The sequence below is a fragment of the Clostridium nitrophenolicum genome (genome assembly GCF_055391695.1).
The window spans coordinates 1,467,737-1,485,033 of the sequence record NZ_AP042469.1 but is presented as its reverse complement, the minus strand read 5'-3'; the positions used below and the strand labels follow the sequence as shown (position 1 = coordinate 1,485,033).

17 protein-coding genes are annotated in these 17,297 nt (G+C 31.0%); 8 read left to right on the top strand and 9 right to left on the bottom strand.

Annotated elements, in window-relative coordinates:
• Nucleotides 1-439: 439 nt before the first annotated feature.
• Complete coding sequence (locus ACZ5N4_RS06905) at nt 440-1,561, bottom strand: RNA-guided endonuclease InsQ/TnpB family protein (protein WP_464208382.1); 1,122 nt, start codon at nt 1,559-1,561, stop codon at nt 440-442.
• A 538-nt stretch (nt 1,562-2,099) separates the two neighbouring features.
• Nucleotides 2,100-2,741, bottom strand: a complete 642-nt coding sequence (locus ACZ5N4_RS06900; protein ID WP_464208380.1) for a PIG-L deacetylase family protein — start codon at nt 2,739-2,741, stop codon at nt 2,100-2,102.
• Between the two features lie 204 nt (nt 2,742-2,945).
• On the opposite strand from ACZ5N4_RS06900, the gene ACZ5N4_RS06895 reads away from it, so the two are divergent.
• From ACZ5N4_RS06895 to ACZ5N4_RS06875, 5 genes are read left to right on the top strand one after another with little or no spacing between them, the layout of a single operon-like run.
• A complete protein-coding gene (locus tag ACZ5N4_RS06895) occupies nt 2,946-3,914 on the top strand; it encodes an ATP-grasp domain-containing protein (RefSeq protein ID WP_464208378.1) in 969 nt (322 codons plus the stop codon).
• Nucleotides 3,915-3,928: 14 nt separating this feature from the next.
• Entirely contained in the window at nt 3,929-4,081 is a 153-nt protein-coding gene (locus ACZ5N4_RS06890) for a DegT/DnrJ/EryC1/StrS family aminotransferase (RefSeq protein WP_464210852.1), read from the top strand.
• Nucleotides 4,082-4,084: 3 nt separating this feature from the next.
• Entirely contained in the window at nt 4,085-4,522 is a 438-nt protein-coding gene (locus ACZ5N4_RS06885; RefSeq protein WP_464208376.1) for a hypothetical protein, read from the top strand.
• Nucleotides 4,523-4,528: 6 nt separating this feature from the next.
• Nucleotides 4,529-5,422, top strand: coding sequence for a glycosyltransferase family 2 protein (locus ACZ5N4_RS06880; RefSeq protein ID WP_464208374.1), 894 nt, complete (start codon nt 4,529-4,531; stop codon nt 5,420-5,422).
• Between the two features lie 21 nt (nt 5,423-5,443).
• A complete protein-coding gene (locus ACZ5N4_RS06875; RefSeq protein WP_464208372.1) occupies nt 5,444-5,635 on the top strand; it encodes a hypothetical protein in 192 nt (63 codons plus the stop codon).
• Between the two features lie 978 nt (nt 5,636-6,613).
• Here the strand turns inward: ACZ5N4_RS06875 and ACZ5N4_RS06870 are convergent.
• The 5 genes from ACZ5N4_RS06870 to ACZ5N4_RS06850 form a co-directional block, all read right to left on the bottom strand.
• A complete protein-coding gene (locus tag ACZ5N4_RS06870) occupies nt 6,614-7,960 on the bottom strand; it encodes an MFS transporter (protein ID WP_464208370.1) in 1,347 nt (448 codons plus the stop codon).
• 349 nt (nt 7,961-8,309) lie between these two features.
• A complete protein-coding gene (locus ACZ5N4_RS06865; protein WP_464208368.1) occupies nt 8,310-9,140 on the bottom strand; it encodes a polysaccharide deacetylase family protein in 831 nt (276 codons plus the stop codon).
• A 16-nt stretch (nt 9,141-9,156) separates the two neighbouring features.
• Nucleotides 9,157-9,948 (bottom strand): alpha/beta hydrolase, encoded by a 792-nt coding sequence (locus ACZ5N4_RS06860; protein WP_464208366.1) that lies wholly within the window; start codon nt 9,946-9,948, stop codon nt 9,157-9,159.
• A gap of 16 nt (nt 9,949-9,964) precedes the next feature.
• A complete protein-coding gene (locus ACZ5N4_RS06855; RefSeq protein ID WP_464208364.1) occupies nt 9,965-10,909 on the bottom strand; it encodes an alpha/beta hydrolase in 945 nt (314 codons plus the stop codon).
• 53 nt (nt 10,910-10,962) lie between these two features.
• Nucleotides 10,963-11,769: a Nif3-like dinuclear metal center hexameric protein gene (locus tag ACZ5N4_RS06850; RefSeq protein ID WP_464208362.1), complete on the bottom strand. Its 807-nt coding sequence runs from the start codon at nt 11,767-11,769 to the stop codon at nt 10,963-10,965.
• 514 nt (nt 11,770-12,283) lie between these two features.
• Here ACZ5N4_RS06850 and ACZ5N4_RS06845 point away from each other — a divergent pair.
• The 3 genes from ACZ5N4_RS06845 to ACZ5N4_RS06835 all read left to right on the top strand — a co-directional run bounded on the left by ACZ5N4_RS06845 (nt 12,284) and on the right by ACZ5N4_RS06835 (nt 15,851).
• Nucleotides 12,284-13,240 carry a carbohydrate kinase family protein gene (locus ACZ5N4_RS06845; RefSeq protein WP_464208360.1) on the top strand — a complete coding sequence of 319 codons (957 nt, stop codon included), beginning with the start codon at nt 12,284-12,286 and terminating at the stop codon, nt 13,238-13,240.
• Nucleotides 13,241-13,261: 21 nt separating this feature from the next.
• Nucleotides 13,262-14,731: a sucrose phosphorylase gene (gtfA, locus tag ACZ5N4_RS06840; protein WP_464208358.1), complete on the top strand. Its 1,470-nt coding sequence runs from the start codon at nt 13,262-13,264 to the stop codon at nt 14,729-14,731.
• A 148-nt stretch (nt 14,732-14,879) separates the two neighbouring features.
• Nucleotides 14,880-15,851: a LacI family DNA-binding transcriptional regulator gene (locus tag ACZ5N4_RS06835; protein WP_464208356.1), complete on the top strand. Its 972-nt coding sequence runs from the start codon at nt 14,880-14,882 to the stop codon at nt 15,849-15,851.
• Nucleotides 15,852-16,107: 256 nt separating this feature from the next.
• Here ACZ5N4_RS06835 and ACZ5N4_RS06830 read toward each other — a convergent pair whose 3' ends face one another.
• Nucleotides 16,108-16,713, bottom strand: a complete 606-nt coding sequence (locus ACZ5N4_RS06830; RefSeq protein ID WP_464208354.1) for an iron chelate uptake ABC transporter family permease subunit — start codon at nt 16,711-16,713, stop codon at nt 16,108-16,110.
• A gap of 41 nt (nt 16,714-16,754) precedes the next feature.
• Nucleotides 16,755-17,105, bottom strand: a complete 351-nt coding sequence (locus ACZ5N4_RS06825; RefSeq protein ID WP_464208352.1) for an iron chelate uptake ABC transporter family permease subunit — start codon at nt 17,103-17,105, stop codon at nt 16,755-16,757.
• Between the last annotated feature and the right edge of the window lie 192 nt (nt 17,106-17,297).

The following is a 17,297-nucleotide window of genomic DNA, read 5'->3' as shown; positions in this document are numbered from 1 at the left end:
TTCCAAAGCTGAAGGTAGATTTAAAAACTTTGTGTCAGTCTTAGTGAAGGGTTTTAAGAGAACCTTAGAACTTTAGAGTTGTTTGAGCGCAGCGAGTTTTCGAAAGTTCTTAGGTTATCTTAGAACACAAGCTTTAGACTGACTAAAAGTTTTTAACGAACTGAAGCTTGGAAACATAGCCCAGGGTGTAAGTCAATTTTCGGTCTTGTAACCCTATATAACTACTTTCCTTATTAATTCAAAAGCTTCTGCGTAACTGCATCCAATAACTGTGCCGCTCGATAAAATCTACTCAAAACTAATCATAACTAATCAAAAGGTAGAATTTCTCTTCTCACTTCAACGAGTCCAATTTCGCCGCAGCTACAGTTGTTTGGTATGACTCTCTGTGAGCTTAATTCCCGATGAGCGTACCGGTACTATTAACAATGTAGTCAAGTTACATTGCTAACTTTTTAAGATTCAGCGCTGCATTAAAATCTCTATCTATATGAAGACCACATTTATCACAAACAAATACTCTTTCAGATAAAGATAACTTCTCTTTCTTTTCTCCACATTTACTGCAAAGTTTGCTGCTTGGGTACCACTTATCAGCAGTTATAAGCTTTATATCATTCCAGGCACACTTATACTTTAATTGCCTTATAATCTCTGCAAACTTAGCGTATTTTAATGTTTCAGATAGATGTTTATTCTTAAACATACCCTTTACATTTAAGTCCTCTATAACAATAGCTGAAGGATTCACCTTCACTAACTCTGCAGTCATTTTGTGGATATTATCATTGAGTATATTTGTTATCCTTTGATGGGTTTTAAGTATTTGTTTTTCCAATTTAATAAGCCTTTTTGACTTTACCTTAAAACTTACATTATTCTTCTCCATATTTAGATAGATTCTGTTAGCACTACGCTGAAATCTTTCAAGACGTTTTAAGTACTTCTTGATGGAAGGTCTCTTTTTATCCTGTCCATTAGAATATACAGCCAATTTCTTTAATCCAAGGTCAATTCCAATAGGTTCAGTCTTTTCTTTGTCAGCTTGATTTTCACCAACTTCTACTCCAACTGTAAGCCATATATTTATGCCGTCATACTTTACTCTAGGGTTATAATATTTAATCCCTTCTCCTACGGGTATGATATTTTCAGCCATGGCTACATAACCTATTTTCTCTAAATGAACCTTTTTACCTTTAATTCTGAAGTCATCTTCCCTTTGAAAAAAACTGTCCTTATTATGCTTCTTCGACTTGAACTTAGGAAAACCAGATTTTTTCTTAAAAAATCTCTCATATGCTTCGCATAAATCAATAACTTCCTGAGCAGCAACCTTTGCTGAAACCTCGCTGAGCCACTTAAAGTTTTCCTGTTTTTTAAGTTTGGTTATTTCCTTTTTCAGTTCCACAGCACTTATGAATTTACCTCTGGCTTTATGATTCTCTATTTGTCTGTTAAGTGCCCAGTTATAAGTCCATCTGGCTGTTCCAAAGGATTTTAGCATCAGAATCTTTTGCTCATCTGTTGGGTGTAATTTAACTTTAAAACCTCTTATCATATTGTTCACCTCCTTTGCACATACTAATAAGTTTACAGGTCTAGTATGTGTAATTAAGGGAACAATTATTCGCTACCCTTTGATTAATTATGAAATTTTGAATAGATTTTATCTTTCATTCACACAAGGACGCTACTCCTCATGCAGTTCTCAGGACCTTAGTCCATGAACTTCTCATACTTTAGTATGAGCGTAGACTATATCACCTACTTGCTGACGCAAGCAGTCACCCATTTCCCCTGCCAAAAGCTTGCAAGGTACGAGAATTACTCTCTAGTCGTTGAACATTCACCTATTCGGTGCTTTGCTGCTGATTGCCCATTGCTTTGACACCTAGGATTTAACCTTATGTCATCTAACATACTTTTTTCTACTTTCGTCACATTCACGCTTAAGCATATTTCATCTTTACGTTGTAGTGATGTTAGCTTTAGGGGTTTCCAGCAATTAAAGTGATTTGCTGTACAGCTTACGCTATACAGGGGGTTATCTTAACAAAGCTACTTAAAAATCTCTTTAAAATAAGATTTAAGCAGATTTATTTAAGCTGTTTGTTACCCCATCTTTTAGCAGCCACCTCTAATCCTTCTAAGGAACGAGGATGCGGGTATTCTCGCAACTCTGATTTATAACATTTCATTGCTTCGAGTTTGTCCTTTAGTGTATTTTCAATATTTACGAAATAATTAGGTGTAAATTTATCTTTGTTTAAAAAATTCCATTCCGTAGCAGATAAGGTTTCAAAACAGTATATTTCTTTTACTGGGCACTCTGCCATAGGTCTTGTAGCTGTTTGAACCGCTTTAAAAGTTATTCGATGGTCAATATTCAAATCTCCATAATGATGTGTGAATATAATAGAAGGCTTAATTTGAGAAATATACTTTTCAACTAATTTTACAATATTCAAGAAACCTTCTTTGTCAAAGCTGTTATCAATAAACTGACAAAAGAAAGTTTCTTTATACCCTATAAGTTTATCTGCTGATAAACTATCTTGAAGTCTTGTCTTAATTTCTTCCATTACTTCAGTATTCATATTGTCATGCCTTGAGGTAGTGCCATCAGATAAAATTAATGAATACACTTCATTACCTTCTTTAACAAGTCTTCTAATTGTCCCACCGCACCCTAAAATTTCATCATCTGGATGTGCTGCTATTACTAAAATTTTTTCCATTACAATTCCCCCTGTATTCTATATAGCACAAAGTAATTTCCATAATTTTTAGTAAGTTATAACATCAGTGTATGCTCACTAAATTTATTAAGTTACATATACTATATTGTTAGAAGTAATATAACTTTAGTTGTATTATTTGTAACTAATTTTGGGTGTAACTTACCTTTAGGTCTTTTACACATCATAAAGAAAGGATTTATTATGACACAGTATAATGTTTTAGTTACTTCTATTGGAGGTGATTTAGGTCAAGCAGTCTGCAAAGCCTTACGTAACACAAACTATAATATAAAAATTTGGGGAACAGACTGTAAAAACTATGCGCCGCATCCTCTATTTTGCGATAGTTTTCATATTATCCCTAAAGCTGAAAGCTTATTATTTACAGAATTAATAAATAAGTTTTCTCTTCATAATTCAATTGACCTAATTTATGTTTGTAGTGAACAAGAGCTTTTATGTATCTGTGATCATTTTAATGAACTAGATGATGAAATACGTTGTCGTATTGCCATTCCTCCACTGCAGGTAATCAACATTTGTCGCGATAAATATAAAACAATGGAAATTTTAAAAAACAACAACTTCCCCTACCCATACTCAGTTTTATATAATGAATCAACACCAAAAGAGGATCTATTAAAAGGTTTTAAATATCCCTTTGTATTAAAAAAAACTTCTGATTGTGGCTCAAAGCATCTTCACATAATTCAAAACCGTAAAGAATTTGAGGATATTACTAATCTAGACAGCAGCTTCATGCTTCAAGAGTATATTCCTGGAACTGAGTATACTAACGGAGTGTATAAAGATTCTTTTAGCAATGAAATATATGTGATTACCTTTGAAAGGACTATAAAAGATGGAATGAGCAATGAAGTAAAAGTAATCTTTGATAAAGAAATAGAAGAACTATGCAAAAATGTTGCAGAAAAACTAAATATAACTGGCTCAATTAATATTCAACTACGGAAACAGAACGGCTCTAAGCCCTTTATTTTTGAAATTAATCCCAGATACTCTAGTACTGCCTTTATGAGAGCACAATTTGGATTTAATGATGTTATATATGCTTTTGAAAATATTGTTCTTAAGAAATCTATTACTCCACCTATTATAAAAACCGGTGAAGCTTACCGATATATAACAGAATATTATAAGTTTTATTAAAGAAGGCGAAGGTAATAAAGCATCCCTATTATCAGTCTCTAGGATATTCAAAAGGACTTTGTCCGATTGCAGAAGAGCTATATGAGGGTATTATCACAATTCCACTTTATCCTGGCATGTCAAATGAAGATGTTAATTATGTTATAAAAAGTATAAAGGAAGTGTAAGGTATGGATTATCAAATAAACCGTTTTGTTATTGATGTTCCAGACGGTGATGAAAAATCAAGTGTTGATCAATTAGACATGGATTTTTTCTTACAATGTGACTATAGAAAAGTAATACTTGGAACAGTCCGTTTTCCTGATGGAAAACCTGCCCCTTGCTCTGTAGTTAAGTTTTTCAAATTAAAGCGTGCTACTGCTGACCCTGAAACAACCTCTGATTTAGAACCCATTGGTCACGCTATAACAGATGAAAACGGTCAATTTCTTTTAGGACCTGTATATCCTGGAGATAGACTTATATTGAAGATATTATATCTCGATTGTTTCATAAAAAAATCTTCAACAGAAACTGTCAAAAGTACCCGTGAACCTGAATTTTATGATAAGGAAAATTACGATATTGTAGGCTATAAACATGAAGATTGTGATTTTGAAAAGTAGGTTACTATGGATAATATAAAAAAATATGAGGTAGCTATTATTATTCCATGTAAAAATGAAGGTATTTATATTAAACAAACCTTGGAGTTTTTATTTAAAACTGAAGCGAAAAACATATCAAATATATTTATTATTGACGATGGCTCTAATGATAATTGCTGTGAGTTTTTGAAAAATCCTTTTAACAGATACCCAAATGTAACGTTAGTTAAAACAAAGGGCATAGGAGCGTCAGCAGCAAGAAATCTAGGTGCAAGCTTTGCACCATTAGCAAAAATATTAGTCTTTTGCGATGCCCATATTACTATGCAGCCAAACTGGCTTAACACACTATTAGAGGCTTTTAATAATAAGGATGTAAGTGTAGTATGCCCAGGCATTGGCCATTTTTCTCCAGATAGCCCTGTAGGCTATGGTCAAACCTGGAATGAAAAGTTTGAAACATATTGGTTGAAAAAGCCGATGAATATTAAAGAAGTTCCACTAGCTCCAGGTGGATGTATGGCTATAAGAAAAGAGGTCTTTCACGCAGTAGGAGGATTTGATCATGGCTTCCATAGTTGGGGCTTTGAAGATGTAGAACTATCACTAAAGCTTTGGCTTTTTGGATATAAAATTTTTGTACATCCAGCTGTTAAAGTTGGCCATAAATTTAGAAAAATACAACCATATAATGTTGACTTAACTGAATTTCATTATAATAAATTACGTATGGCCTTTAGCCATTTTAATGAAAATAGAATCCATAAATTAATAAAGCCACTGTATGATTATTCTAACTTTGAAACTATTTTAAATAAAATAACTGCAAGCGATACCTATGATCAACGTATAGATTATTTTAAGCGTCGTCTATATGATGATGATTGGTTTTTCAATAAATTTAATATATCCTTCTAATATACGTTTGGGGGTGAAGTATTGAAAAGTTCAACAAATGAATCTACTAATACTTTTAATTATAATGATCCTATAGAAGTTGTCATAAAAAAAGTATATAAACTAAAGGGAACAGAATTTGAAAAAGTTGACAATAATGAATTAATAATATCTGAAGAGGATGTGAGTTTAATTAAAGTGGATATCATTATAGATATACCAACTGATTTATAAAATATTTCATATAAATGGGTAATTGGTTCATATCCTACAAGTATTCATGGTAGTACGAATTTTTGTACTACCATTCTTACATTTAACAATATAAGAATTATAACCTTCTAGTGCCTGGAATTACAATGCAGCCAACATCTGATGGTTACTTCACCTTTCATAATCCTAAAGCATAATGAAATAAAAAAACCGTACTAAATCCAATACGGTCATATGTATTAGTGAGTTTCATCGGTGGGGCGAGGCATGACCTTTTAAATCCACTAATAATTACATATTCTAACCTTGAAAAATCTCTTCTTAAGATCTTAAAGTACTAATTATTTACTAATATTTAATCCCTACCATATTAATTGTCCATTCTTTCTCAACAACTTCATGAGCCAATAAAGATAAAAAATATATAATAAATCTGGCGGCGACATAGGATGCTATATTTATAATTACATTTAAATATAAAGACTGTACTATATTTATTATGTTATAAGAGTTTATAGTCTGCCCCAATAATATTGTTGTAAGTGTTATCATAAAAATAATATAACTTTTCATAATTCTAGTTTTATATTTAATATAAGTGAGAATTGATAAAATAATTCCAGCAAATCTCGATAAAAACGTTAATATATGTAAAAACAAAGTGCTTCATTAACTTATACTTCTGATTTTCTGATACTTTATATACATAATACATACTTTCGTATTTTAAAATCAAGTTTATGAGTTTATATTTAATATATATAGTTATAAATATAATCCTTTCTTTTAAATTCTTATAAATTAAAAGAACCTACAAAAATCCAAACTTTGGATCTCCGTGGGTTTCAATAATTTTTGAAATCTCCTTTAACTATTGAAAATTACTATATTATTAGGGATATTCACAAAATAACAAGTTAATATGTTTGTTATTTTGCGTAATATCCCTTAATTAATTATTTTTTAATAGATTCTTATACAATATCCTGTTACTAGTGATTATTTATGTCTTTCAGCTAAATCTGAAATTATCTTATCTTTAATATAGTCAACTTTATAAAATAGCATTAAAATAATACATATAACTAAAGTTATTGCTGGTAATCCTACATAACAGAATGAAATGGCACTCAAAGATTGTACAGTTTGTTTTACATTAGGAACAAAGCCTGCTGAAGATAAAATATATGACATTAATACTCCCGCAATTCCAGCACCACAAGTGGTCCCTATAACTGCACATGATGTAACTAAACCTTGTGAACGAATCCCCGTTTTCCATTCACCATAATCGACTACATCCGCAAGAGATACAAATAAAACACTTTGACCCCCACCAAGCCCAAATGCTGCAACTGCAATTCCTATCATTACTAAAGCAATTGATTGAGTTATAGTAGCTAAATATAAAATTCCTTGTCCAATTATACTTATAATCATTCCTAATATAACAATATTTTTATTTTTCATTTTTCTTGCAATCATAGGAAGGCATGCCATAGCAACAATCATAGCCAAAGAATTTACCGCGTTAGCTATAGACGCAAGATCTACATTTCCCATATTGTATTTAAAGAAATAAATAGTTGCTTGTGCCTTAACAACAACTCCAATAAATGCAAAGAAATTAAATGTAACTATTACTATCCATGGACCATTGCATAATAGAGCTTTAATACTCTTTTTAAAAGGAGGTTCTTGTACTTTTTCAAGCACTACTCTTTCTTTTGTATTCTTAAATGTAGTCATGAATAGAGCAAAGGAAATTACCCCAAATGCTATCATTGTTAATAAAAATCCCTTTTTAGAATTTCCCTGGCCTAAAATACCTACTAATGGTAATGTAAGTGCTCCTGCTACTATAACTGATACTGTCCCTAAAATAGTTCTAAAAGCATTAGCTTTAAATCTTTCTTCTGTATTAGTTGTTAAACTTGGCAATAATGCTGTTATAGGAGAACCAACAGCTAATGCTAAAACGTTAAATAAAATATAAGTAACATACATGTATGCTATCTTACCTACATTATTTAGTTCTGGTACAGTAAACGTCATTATGGCAATCACAGCATATGGTCCAGCAAACCATAAAAACCAAGGTCTACACTTTCCCCATTTTGTATTAGTTTTATCAATTAACGCACCAATAACCGGTCCAGCTATACCATCCAAAACACGAACTATTAAGAAAAGTGTTCCAACTGCCGCTACATCCATTCCAACTACATCTGTGTAATAAAACATTAAGAAAGAAGTAACAACTGTAAAAATAAGATTATAACCAGAATCTGATAAACCATAACTGATTTTTTCTTTTAAAGATAGTTTTACATTTGAATCTGACATTTGTAAATTCCTCCTTATAAATTGGTAATAAACAATTTAATAAAACGTTTTCTTTTTGTGCATAATTTATGTCAACCGGTTTCATATTCACATTATATATTCTTTTTTTAAATATGTCAACCGGTTTCATATGTCGTAATAATTTTTTATATACTTTAATAAACGTCTTAGATAATTAAGATAAATTTTCTTGAAATTCACTTAGAAGTTAACAGCAAAGAAAAAAAGCACCAATTCAACCTAGACTAGTGCTTTTTTCTAGAATCAAATTATTAATTTTATTATTTCCAGAGAAGGTTCCTCCTGTGTATAGGAATGAGTCTTAAAGATCCCTTTGGTGTTTAAATGACTAACATATTTTTTTAGTTTCTCCTGCTTTTATCTCCACTGATATTCCATTAAACTCTATCCAAGTTGAAATTGCAGATGGATTATGGACACAAGTAAAATCTGTAGAAAACTGTAACCTATCTAAAGCATCAAGATAGTCTACTATTTGAATATTTGTTGCATACCAAACATCATTCCTATTGCTTATATATTCACAAAACTTCTCTATGACATGCCAATTATTATCCAAATCAAATTCATAGCTGTGTCCCCATAAATAGAAAAGCCCTAATCCTTGAAACTCTCCTTCAATAAATCTTTTAGCTATCTCCATCAAGTGCGGGTCATTATGATGGGCTGTAGGATTCCATTCTAAGTAGTTTGAAGGCAAAGTGAAATTTCCATGATTGTTTACTGTTCTTGAATAAGCTACTCCAAGAGTTTCTAATACCTCAAAAACTGTCTTATTGTAAACGCCGTAAGGATATGCCATTCCTCTCACAGGATACCCAAACATCTTTTCATGATTTTTCCTATCCTGCAGAATTTCCTCAATTATAAGTTCCTTAGGTATATCTGTTAGTACAGGGTGGGTTAATCCATGAATAGCAATTTCATGCCCTTTATATAACTCAACTATCTCGTTCTTATTTATTCTTTTTATAGTTAAATTCTTTAGTACAAAAGAACCTTCTTCTCCCTGAAGTCCTGAATTTAAGTTAAAGGTAGCTTTTAGATTATATCTGTTAAAGATTTCAACTAATCTTTTATCCTGAATAATTCCATCATCATAGCTTAAAGTAAATGCTTTTTTGTTTCCTCTTGGGAAAAGCTTGGTTATTCTAACCATAATTACGCCTCCATATTTATTCTAATGCCCAGAGTATTGCTTTTTCTATATATTCATTCCAGAAGTTCCAATCATGAATGCCCGGTCCTTCTACATAAGTATGCTCTACTTCCTCTGAAGCTAAGAAATCATGATAGCTTCGATTTTCTCTTATGAGAAAATCTTCACTTCCACAGGCCATGTATATTTTAGGGATAGATTTATTTTCTTTTTTCAATTTAATAATAAGAGCCTCCGGGTCTTTATCACTTCCTAATAATTGATTTAAATCTCCGAAAACCCTAGTATAATATTTATAATCAGCTATTGGATCCTTAAAATCAGCAGGAATTCGTGCAATATTATGAGTTATAAGAGCAGAGGACAATGCAATAATATGGCTAAAATTATGAGAATATTTTAATCCATTTCTTATTGCTCCATACCCTCCCATGGATAATCCACCTATAAATGTATCTTCTCTTTTATCTGATAACTGAAACATCTTTCGTGTGAACTCAACTAATTCATTTCCAATAAATTCTCCAAATAACTCTCCCTTATCAGTATCATCTAGATAAAAGCTATTTTCACCTGAAGGCATAAATACTGCAATATTATGCTTTAGAGACAATTCCTGAATTTTACTACCACAAACCCAATCTTGATGGCCACCTGAGTAACCATGTAAAAGGTAAAGAGCTTTCATCGGTCCTTTCGGAGCTTCAATCTGCCCAGGTATCTCAATAGCATCTATTGGTAAAAGAGCATTAAAATTAACAAGTCTTTTTAGTGCCTTCGAATAAAAATTTATTTGTAAAAAAGCCATTTTTTTCTCCTCCTTATTATTTCCCCATATTTAATGCCTGTGACAGTGCATTTATATATTCACTTCTAGCTCGTCTACTAATCTCCACATTGTTAAAAATTGAATCAAAACCATGAAAACATCCTGGATATAAATGAAATTCAACCGGAACACCAGCCTGAGCCAATCGTGCAACATACTCTAAGGTTTCATCCCTGAAAGGATCTAGCTGTCCTACACATGTATATGCAGGTGGCAACCCAGTCAAATCTTTAGCTCGGCTCGGAGCAGCGTAATAAGAAATTTGATCTGAAGCATTATTGCTTAAATACATTTTCCATGCAATCTCATTAGCTTCCCTATTCCATGCTTTCGGTAAATTTTCTTCATTAATTTCATAACTTGAAGGGGTTACATTTCGGTCATCTATCATTGGATACAAAGGCATCTGAAATACAATTTCTATTTCACCTTTATCACGGGCCATCAAGGCAAGTGCTGCTGTTAACCCACCTCCAGCGCTAGCTCCTGCAATTGCAAGTCTTGAAGTATCTATTTTTAGTTCTTCTGCATTATCAGCTGTCCACTTAAGTCCGGCATAACAATCTTCTATTGCTGCCGGATATGGATGCTCCGGTGCCAATCTGTAATCAATTGAAACTACAACACAATTGACTTCCTTAACAAAACACTCACATATACCGTCATCTACGTCAGGATGACCAAGTACATAACCTCCACCATGCATCCAAAATACTGCAGGAAGCTTCACATTCTGTCTATCCTTAGGTTCATAAATTTTCACCAGTAATTCTGATTCTGAACCCTTAATCATACGAGCCGTTGTCAATACATTAACAGACTTTTCTATAGACGGTAGCTTGCGATTCCTCATCATTTCCAAATCCTTAGTTAAATCAAACCTTATGTCACTTTCCAATATCGGTAACAATTCTGGCAAAACTTTTTCTTTGTATGACATAAATCTCCCTCCACTCATAAAACATTTATTATTTAGCTAAATATTATTTAAGTTTAAAGATATATAAATGGTTCCTTTGCATCTATAAAATGTACAGGTGTTCCTTTTAGCATTGGCTCCAGCCATTCAGCCATATATTTCATGCCTGCCTCTTCACTACGTTCATGTCCTAAAACAAGCATTGCTTTATTCATTCCAAGGGCTGCTGCATCGCGAATATATGGGCACAAAGTCCATTCTATAATATCTCCGCATATCATAACATCTAAATTTTGTTCTTTCATTAGAATCATAGGCATTTCTTCTACACCAAGTCCTAAGCTTCCCCCACCAACTAACATCCCTACTCTTTTACATCTAGTAGCTGGAGATCCAACAACCTGGATAACATCCATTTCTAGTTTTTCTTTAAAAAACTTTGCTAACTCTCTTAAAGACATCTCTGGTATTTCATAACAATGTGGAAATTGTAAACCTTTAATTAAATAATCTTTCCATCCAATTTCCTTTAGTAATCCATCATAAATTAGATCAAAAGGTGCAGCATGCATATGATCGTGAAAACGCCAGATGGTAATACCATGTTCATCAAGAATTTTTTTCTTTTCTAAATATATTGGATCATCTTCTATCCATTCTGTTTTATCCAATCCTGTGTAATAGGTTGGTTCATGGGTAATAATAAAATTTGCTCCACAAGCAATAGTCTGTTTGATTACGTCTACAGTAGCCATAAAAGTAGTTATAACGCCTGTTACTTCCGTATCAAAACTACCACTTATAAGTCGATCACAAGTTTCTTCAAATTTAGCACCACCAAACTTGTTTATAATTCCATCAATAATTTCTTTTACTTTCACTACACATCACTTCTTTCTCATTATCTACAAATTATAAATAATGCTTATTTTAATTCTTTGAACAAGCTTAACGGATAATACTCACTTTTCACTTGAATATTCTTTATTTATGTTTTATATAGTTGCATATTTAAAGTTTATACACATTATATATCGATTACATTTTCATGTCAACCGGATGATATATTTATTAATTAAATTTTTTATATTTTCTACATCGTATATATTATTAGAAAAATCTATACTTATTATTACTCTAGCATATCTCATCTATATACTTAAACAAGCCATTCATAACGCACTTATATCATAGATTCTGTAAACTATTTCACTTTTCTTATGTTAATCGGTTGACACAACTATTGAAACTAATTATACTAAAAATATGAAATCGTAAAATGAGTTTAGTTAAAAAAGTGCATGTTCATAATCATTCTGACTTTTAATTTGATTAATCCATATAAAAAAACATTTTAAAATTTTTAACTTTAAATATATAACTAGGAGGAAAGAAATGTTTCACTTTAGCGATACTTTAAATTTTAAAAATAAAGATATTGATGTATTTACAATAGGAGAATTGTTAATAGATATGATATCTACTAATTATGGTGATAATTTTAATTGCAATAATTATACTAAATATTTTGGCGGTTCACCTGCTAATATTTCTATGAATATAAAAAGATTAGGAGGAAATTCCGCTATTGCAGCATGCGTGGGTAAGGATGGTCTTGGTGATTTCCTAATTCAACATCTAGAAGATAATAATATCGATACTAGTTATATCAGTAGAGTTGACTCTTCTACCAGCATGGTACTTGTTACAAAAAGTAAAACAACACCTATCCCGATATTTTATCGTGGTGCAGATTACAACTTAAAATATAATACAAGCCTTGGTTCAGCATTGAAAAATTCTAAAATAGTTCATTTTTCATGCTGGCCAATATCTCAAAAGAATTCTAGAAATACTATTGAAAAAGTAATTGAAGAAGCTAGAAAAAATAATGTCCTTATAGGATTTGATCCAAATTATCATGATATGATTTGGGAACGTGAACATGATGGAATAGAATACATCAGAAATCTTATAAGCAAGGTTGATGTAATTAAACCTTCTGAAGTTGATGCTGAAAGAATCTTTGGACCAGATAGACCTGAAAATCAAGTCAAAAAATTTATAGATTTAGGTGCAAAGCTTATAATAATGACTCTTGGCAAAGATGGCGCTATAGTCACCAATGGTATAGAAACTATTAACTTTAAAACTCTAGCAACAGAAATAGTTGATACTACTGGTGCTGGAGATGCATTCTGGTCAGGATTTTATACTGGAATAGTTAAAGGTTATACTCTAAAGGATGCTTTAAATCTTGGTTTTGGAGTAAGTGCCTTCAAGCTAAAATATGTAGGTGCTGTTGTGAAGTTACCAGCTATTGAAGAAATTAAAACTATTTATAATATATAAATATAAGAGGAGGATTTTAAAATGGCAATTAAAAATCAAGTACAACTTATTACTTATCCTGACTCTCTTGGTGGAGATTTAAAAACTCTTAATGACATACTTTTAAAACATTTTTCTAGTATATTTAAAGGTGGTGTTCATATACTTCCTCCATTCCCTTCTTCAGGAGACAGAGGATTTGCGCCTTTAACTTACTTTGAAATTGAGCCTAAATTCGGTACTTGGGAAGATATTAGACGAATTGGCGAAAATTTTGATGTTCTCTTAGACTTAATGGTAAACCATATTTCTAGAAAATCTGTATTTTTTCAAGACTTCTTAAAATATGGAAGAAAATCAGAATATGCTGATCTTTTCCTTACATTAGATAAGATTTGGAGTGATGGAAAGCCTGTTCAAGAAGATATTTCTAAGATGTTCTTACGTAGAGCACAGCCCTACTCAACTTTTACTATAAGTGAAACTGGTGAAGAAGAAACTGTATGGACTACTTTTGGAAAAGAAAATCCATCTGAACAAATAGATTTTGATATTAATTCCCCAAAAGTTAAGGAATTATTGAAAGATTTTCTTACAAACTTCAGCAAACAAAATGTTAAAATAGTTAGATTAGATGCTGTTGGATATGTAATCAAAAAATTAGGAACTAGCTGCTTCTTCGTTGAACCAGAAATTTATAAATTTATAGACTGGATTACAGAACTAGCTGCCTCTTTAGGACTTGAACTGCTTCCTGAAGTTCATGCCCATTACACAACCCAATTTAAGTTAGCAGATCATGGAAGCTGGATATATGATTTTATACTTCCATATAGAATTCTTGATACACTAATAAACAAATCTAGCTCAAAACTTTGCAAATATTTAAAGTTTCGTCCTCATAAACAATTCACAATGCTAGATTGCCATGATGGTATTCCTGTTAAGCCTGATTTAGATAACTTAATAAATACTAAAGATGCTAAAAATTTAGTTGATATCTGTGTAGAAAGAGGTTCAAACTTAAGTCTTATTTACTCCGATGCACATAAGGATGAAGATGGCTTTGATGTTCATCAAATAAGATGCTCTTATTATTCAGTTTTAAACTCCGACGATGATGCTTATCTTGCTGCAAGAGCAATTCAATTTTTCGCACCTGGTATCCCTCAAGTATACTATGTGGGTTTATTAGCAGGAAAAAATGATAAAGAAAATGTAAAGCTGACTGGTGAAGGCCGTGAAATAAATAGACATAACTTCACAGTTGAAGAAATTGAACAGGAAGTACAAAAAGAAGTGGTTCAAAGACTTCTTAAGCTTATAAGATTTAGAAATGAATATCCAGCATTTAATGGTGAGTTCAGCATTATTGATTCTAAAGATGACGAAGTAATTCTCTCATGGAAAAAAGATAAAAGATTCTGTACACTAAAAATAAATCTTCAAACAAACAAATCAGTTATTGAATATGTAGATGATAGTGGAGATATATCAATATACAATATTTAATGATACAAGTAGCTATTCATCAGGAATAGCTACTTAATTATTATTGTACTAAAAATCTAATTGGTGTATTATGTAATTGGTGTGAAAATTTAAAAATAATTTTTTTTCATATCAAAACATGAAATTTATATTTGTAAAGGGTGTTTTTATGGCAACAATTAAAGATGTCGCTAAAATAGCTGGAGTTACAGTTACTACTGTGTCTAGAGTTTTAAATAATAGAGGATATATAAGTGATACTACAAGAAAAAAAGTTCATGATGCTATGAAAGAGCTTGATTATAAGCCAAATGAGTTAGCTAGATCTTTATTTAGAAAAAAATCTAATATCATAGGCCTTATAATCCCAGATGTATCTCATCCTTTTTTTGCTGAATTAAGTAATCACATTGAATATTATGCTTATAAGAAAGGATACAAAATTTTACTATGTAACTCTTACCAAGATAGTGCCAAAGAAAAAGATTATATAGAAATGTTAAAAAGAAATCAGGTTGATGGAATCATAATGGGAAGCCATACTTTAGAAACTTCAGAATATATTCATACAGATCTGCCTATTGTAGCAATTGATAGAAACTTATCAGATAAAATTCCCTTTATTACATCTGATAATTATCATGGTGGAGTTTTAGCCACAAACCTGCTAATAAATAAAGGCTGTAAAAAATTAGCACATATAAGTGGTCCTTTGGAACTAAATACCCCAGCAAATAAAAGATATCAAGCCTTCATGGATGTTACTAGAGAAAAAAATATTGAAGGTATTGTTATTGAAGGAAAATTAGATACCTTTGAGGGATATAAGAAAATGGTCTTCAAATTATTTCAGGATCATCCTGATATAGACGGAATATTTGCCAGTAGTGATATAATAGCTGCTTCAATTATTAACGTTGCTCATTATCTTGGTAAAAAAATAACAGAAGACTTAAAAATAGTAGGCTATGATGACATTAGTACCGCTTCGTTAATAGTTCCTACTCTTACTACTATAAAGCAACCTATTGAATATATGGGAAAATTGGCTATTGAAATTTTAATAAAGCAAATGGAAAAAAAGCAAATAAATATAGAAAATATTTTACCTATAAATTTAATAGAAAGAATGACTACTTGATTTTAATTTACTATTTTTAAGGCACATAAAATACGGTACTAAATTTCTCTAATACCGTCGTGGATTTTAATGGTGGAGGCGAAGCACGACCTTTAAAATCCACCAATATATATTGTAATTAGAAATCTAAATAGCATAATTATTAGTAAATTTGATTGAAAATCACTTTACTATATATAAATATTTATATTAGATTTCTAATTTTTAAACAGTTTCATTAAAATTCTGTGCAAATTCTGCTGTTGAGATTAATTAATTATTTTTCTATTGCTTTTATAATTTCATTGATCATAGCATTTGTTCCTACAAATCCTCCAGAAGATACATACCATATTTGTAGATCAAGGTATATAATCCTATTATTTTTATAAGCAGAAGTCCCTTTAACAATATCATTATCTAAAGTCTTTTGGGCACTATCTCCTTTTCCTGTAACAGCTGATACTGATACTAGAATTGATGTTATTATAAGTAAGACTTTAACTATCTTTTCATATGACAATCCAAGATTTATAGCATGATCTCTACCGAGTGATAAAACATCTAAAATATCAATGTAATCGTTCATGTAAATCATTACCAATAATACTATTACTACAGAAATTAACAGCACATCACTATTTACATTATTGAAGCTTGCAAACATCTTACCTTGAACAATTGAAAATTCATTAGGGTCTATTATCATTTGCATGAAAGAAGCTCCACTACGATTTCCTTGTGTCCAAGATTCTATATTTTGAATTACATCATATTTATACGCAAAGAAAGTTGTTATAGATTCTATTATTGCTCCCAGCATCATTCCAACAATAGGAACAAATATGTTATTCTTAAATTTAATTCTCCTTAAAATATGCATAAATAGAAAAGTACCAGCTAGTGAAAATATAAAGCATATTATCATTTGTTAAAATAGCTAGCTGAAGGAAATAATAAAATTGATACTAATATTCCAAGCTTTGCACTATCTTCAGTAGCACCTGTAGTCGGTGACACAAAACTATTACGACTTATTTGCTGTATTATAAGACCGCTTACAGCAATACTTGTCCCAGCCGCTAAAATACTTATCAATCTTAGTATTCTACTTAGAATGAGTGTTTCTAATTTATCCTTTTCAAAATTTAATAAGTCAATAAACTTTATATCTTTAGTTCCAATAAATATCGATATAAACGACAAAATAAGTAAACTTATTAATAAATATCTTATCTTTATATCTCCTTTTTTTAGAATTTTGTTATTTACCACTAAATCCCTCCTGCTTAGTTTAATAACCTTGTTTAATTGATATTGATTATCTATCTCATGTTACATTATCATTAAACTTAATCTGTAACTTAAATATATTTGCTTTTTTTAAGTACATTTAGACTTTTTTAAATGGAGGGTTATTTTTACAATGTTATATAATTATTTTGCTGAAATGCATATTAGGGAGGC

Bases quoted from the DNA above. Each gene is read 5' to 3' on its own strand.
- ACZ5N4_RS06865 (WP_464208368.1), bottom strand. From the start codon at position 9,140: ATGGTTAGAATAACCAAGCTTTTCCCAAGAGGAAACAAAAAAGCATTT.
- ACZ5N4_RS06895 (WP_464208378.1), top strand. From the start codon at position 2,946: ATGACACAGTATAATGTTTTAGTTACTTCTATTGGAGGTGATTTAGGT.
- ACZ5N4_RS06885 (WP_464208376.1), top strand. From the start codon at position 4,085: ATGGATTATCAAATAAACCGTTTTGTTATTGATGTTCCAGACGGTGAT.
- gtfA (WP_464208358.1), top strand. From the start codon at position 13,262: ATGGCAATTAAAAATCAAGTACAACTTATTACTTATCCTGACTCTCTT.
- ACZ5N4_RS06900 (WP_464208380.1), bottom strand. From the start codon at position 2,741: ATGGAAAAAATTTTAGTAATAGCAGCACATCCAGATGATGAAATTTTA.
- ACZ5N4_RS06880 (WP_464208374.1), top strand. From the start codon at position 4,529: ATGGATAATATAAAAAAATATGAGGTAGCTATTATTATTCCATGTAAA.
- ACZ5N4_RS06830 (WP_464208354.1), bottom strand. From the start codon at position 16,713: ATGCATATTTTAAGGAGAATTAAATTTAAGAATAACATATTTGTTCCT.
- ACZ5N4_RS06860 (WP_464208366.1), bottom strand. From the start codon at position 9,948: ATGGCTTTTTTACAAATAAATTTTTATTCGAAGGCACTAAAAAGACTT.
- ACZ5N4_RS06855 (WP_464208364.1), bottom strand. From the start codon at position 10,909: ATGTCATACAAAGAAAAAGTTTTGCCAGAATTGTTACCGATATTGGAA.
- ACZ5N4_RS06905 (WP_464208382.1), bottom strand. From the start codon at position 1,561: ATGATAAGAGGTTTTAAAGTTAAATTACACCCAACAGATGAGCAAAAG.
- ACZ5N4_RS06870 (WP_464208370.1), bottom strand. From the start codon at position 7,960: ATGTCAGATTCAAATGTAAAACTATCTTTAAAAGAAAAAATCAGTTAT.
- ACZ5N4_RS06835 (WP_464208356.1), top strand. From the start codon at position 14,880: ATGGCAACAATTAAAGATGTCGCTAAAATAGCTGGAGTTACAGTTACT.
- ACZ5N4_RS06845 (WP_464208360.1), top strand. From the start codon at position 12,284: ATGTTTCACTTTAGCGATACTTTAAATTTTAAAAATAAAGATATTGAT.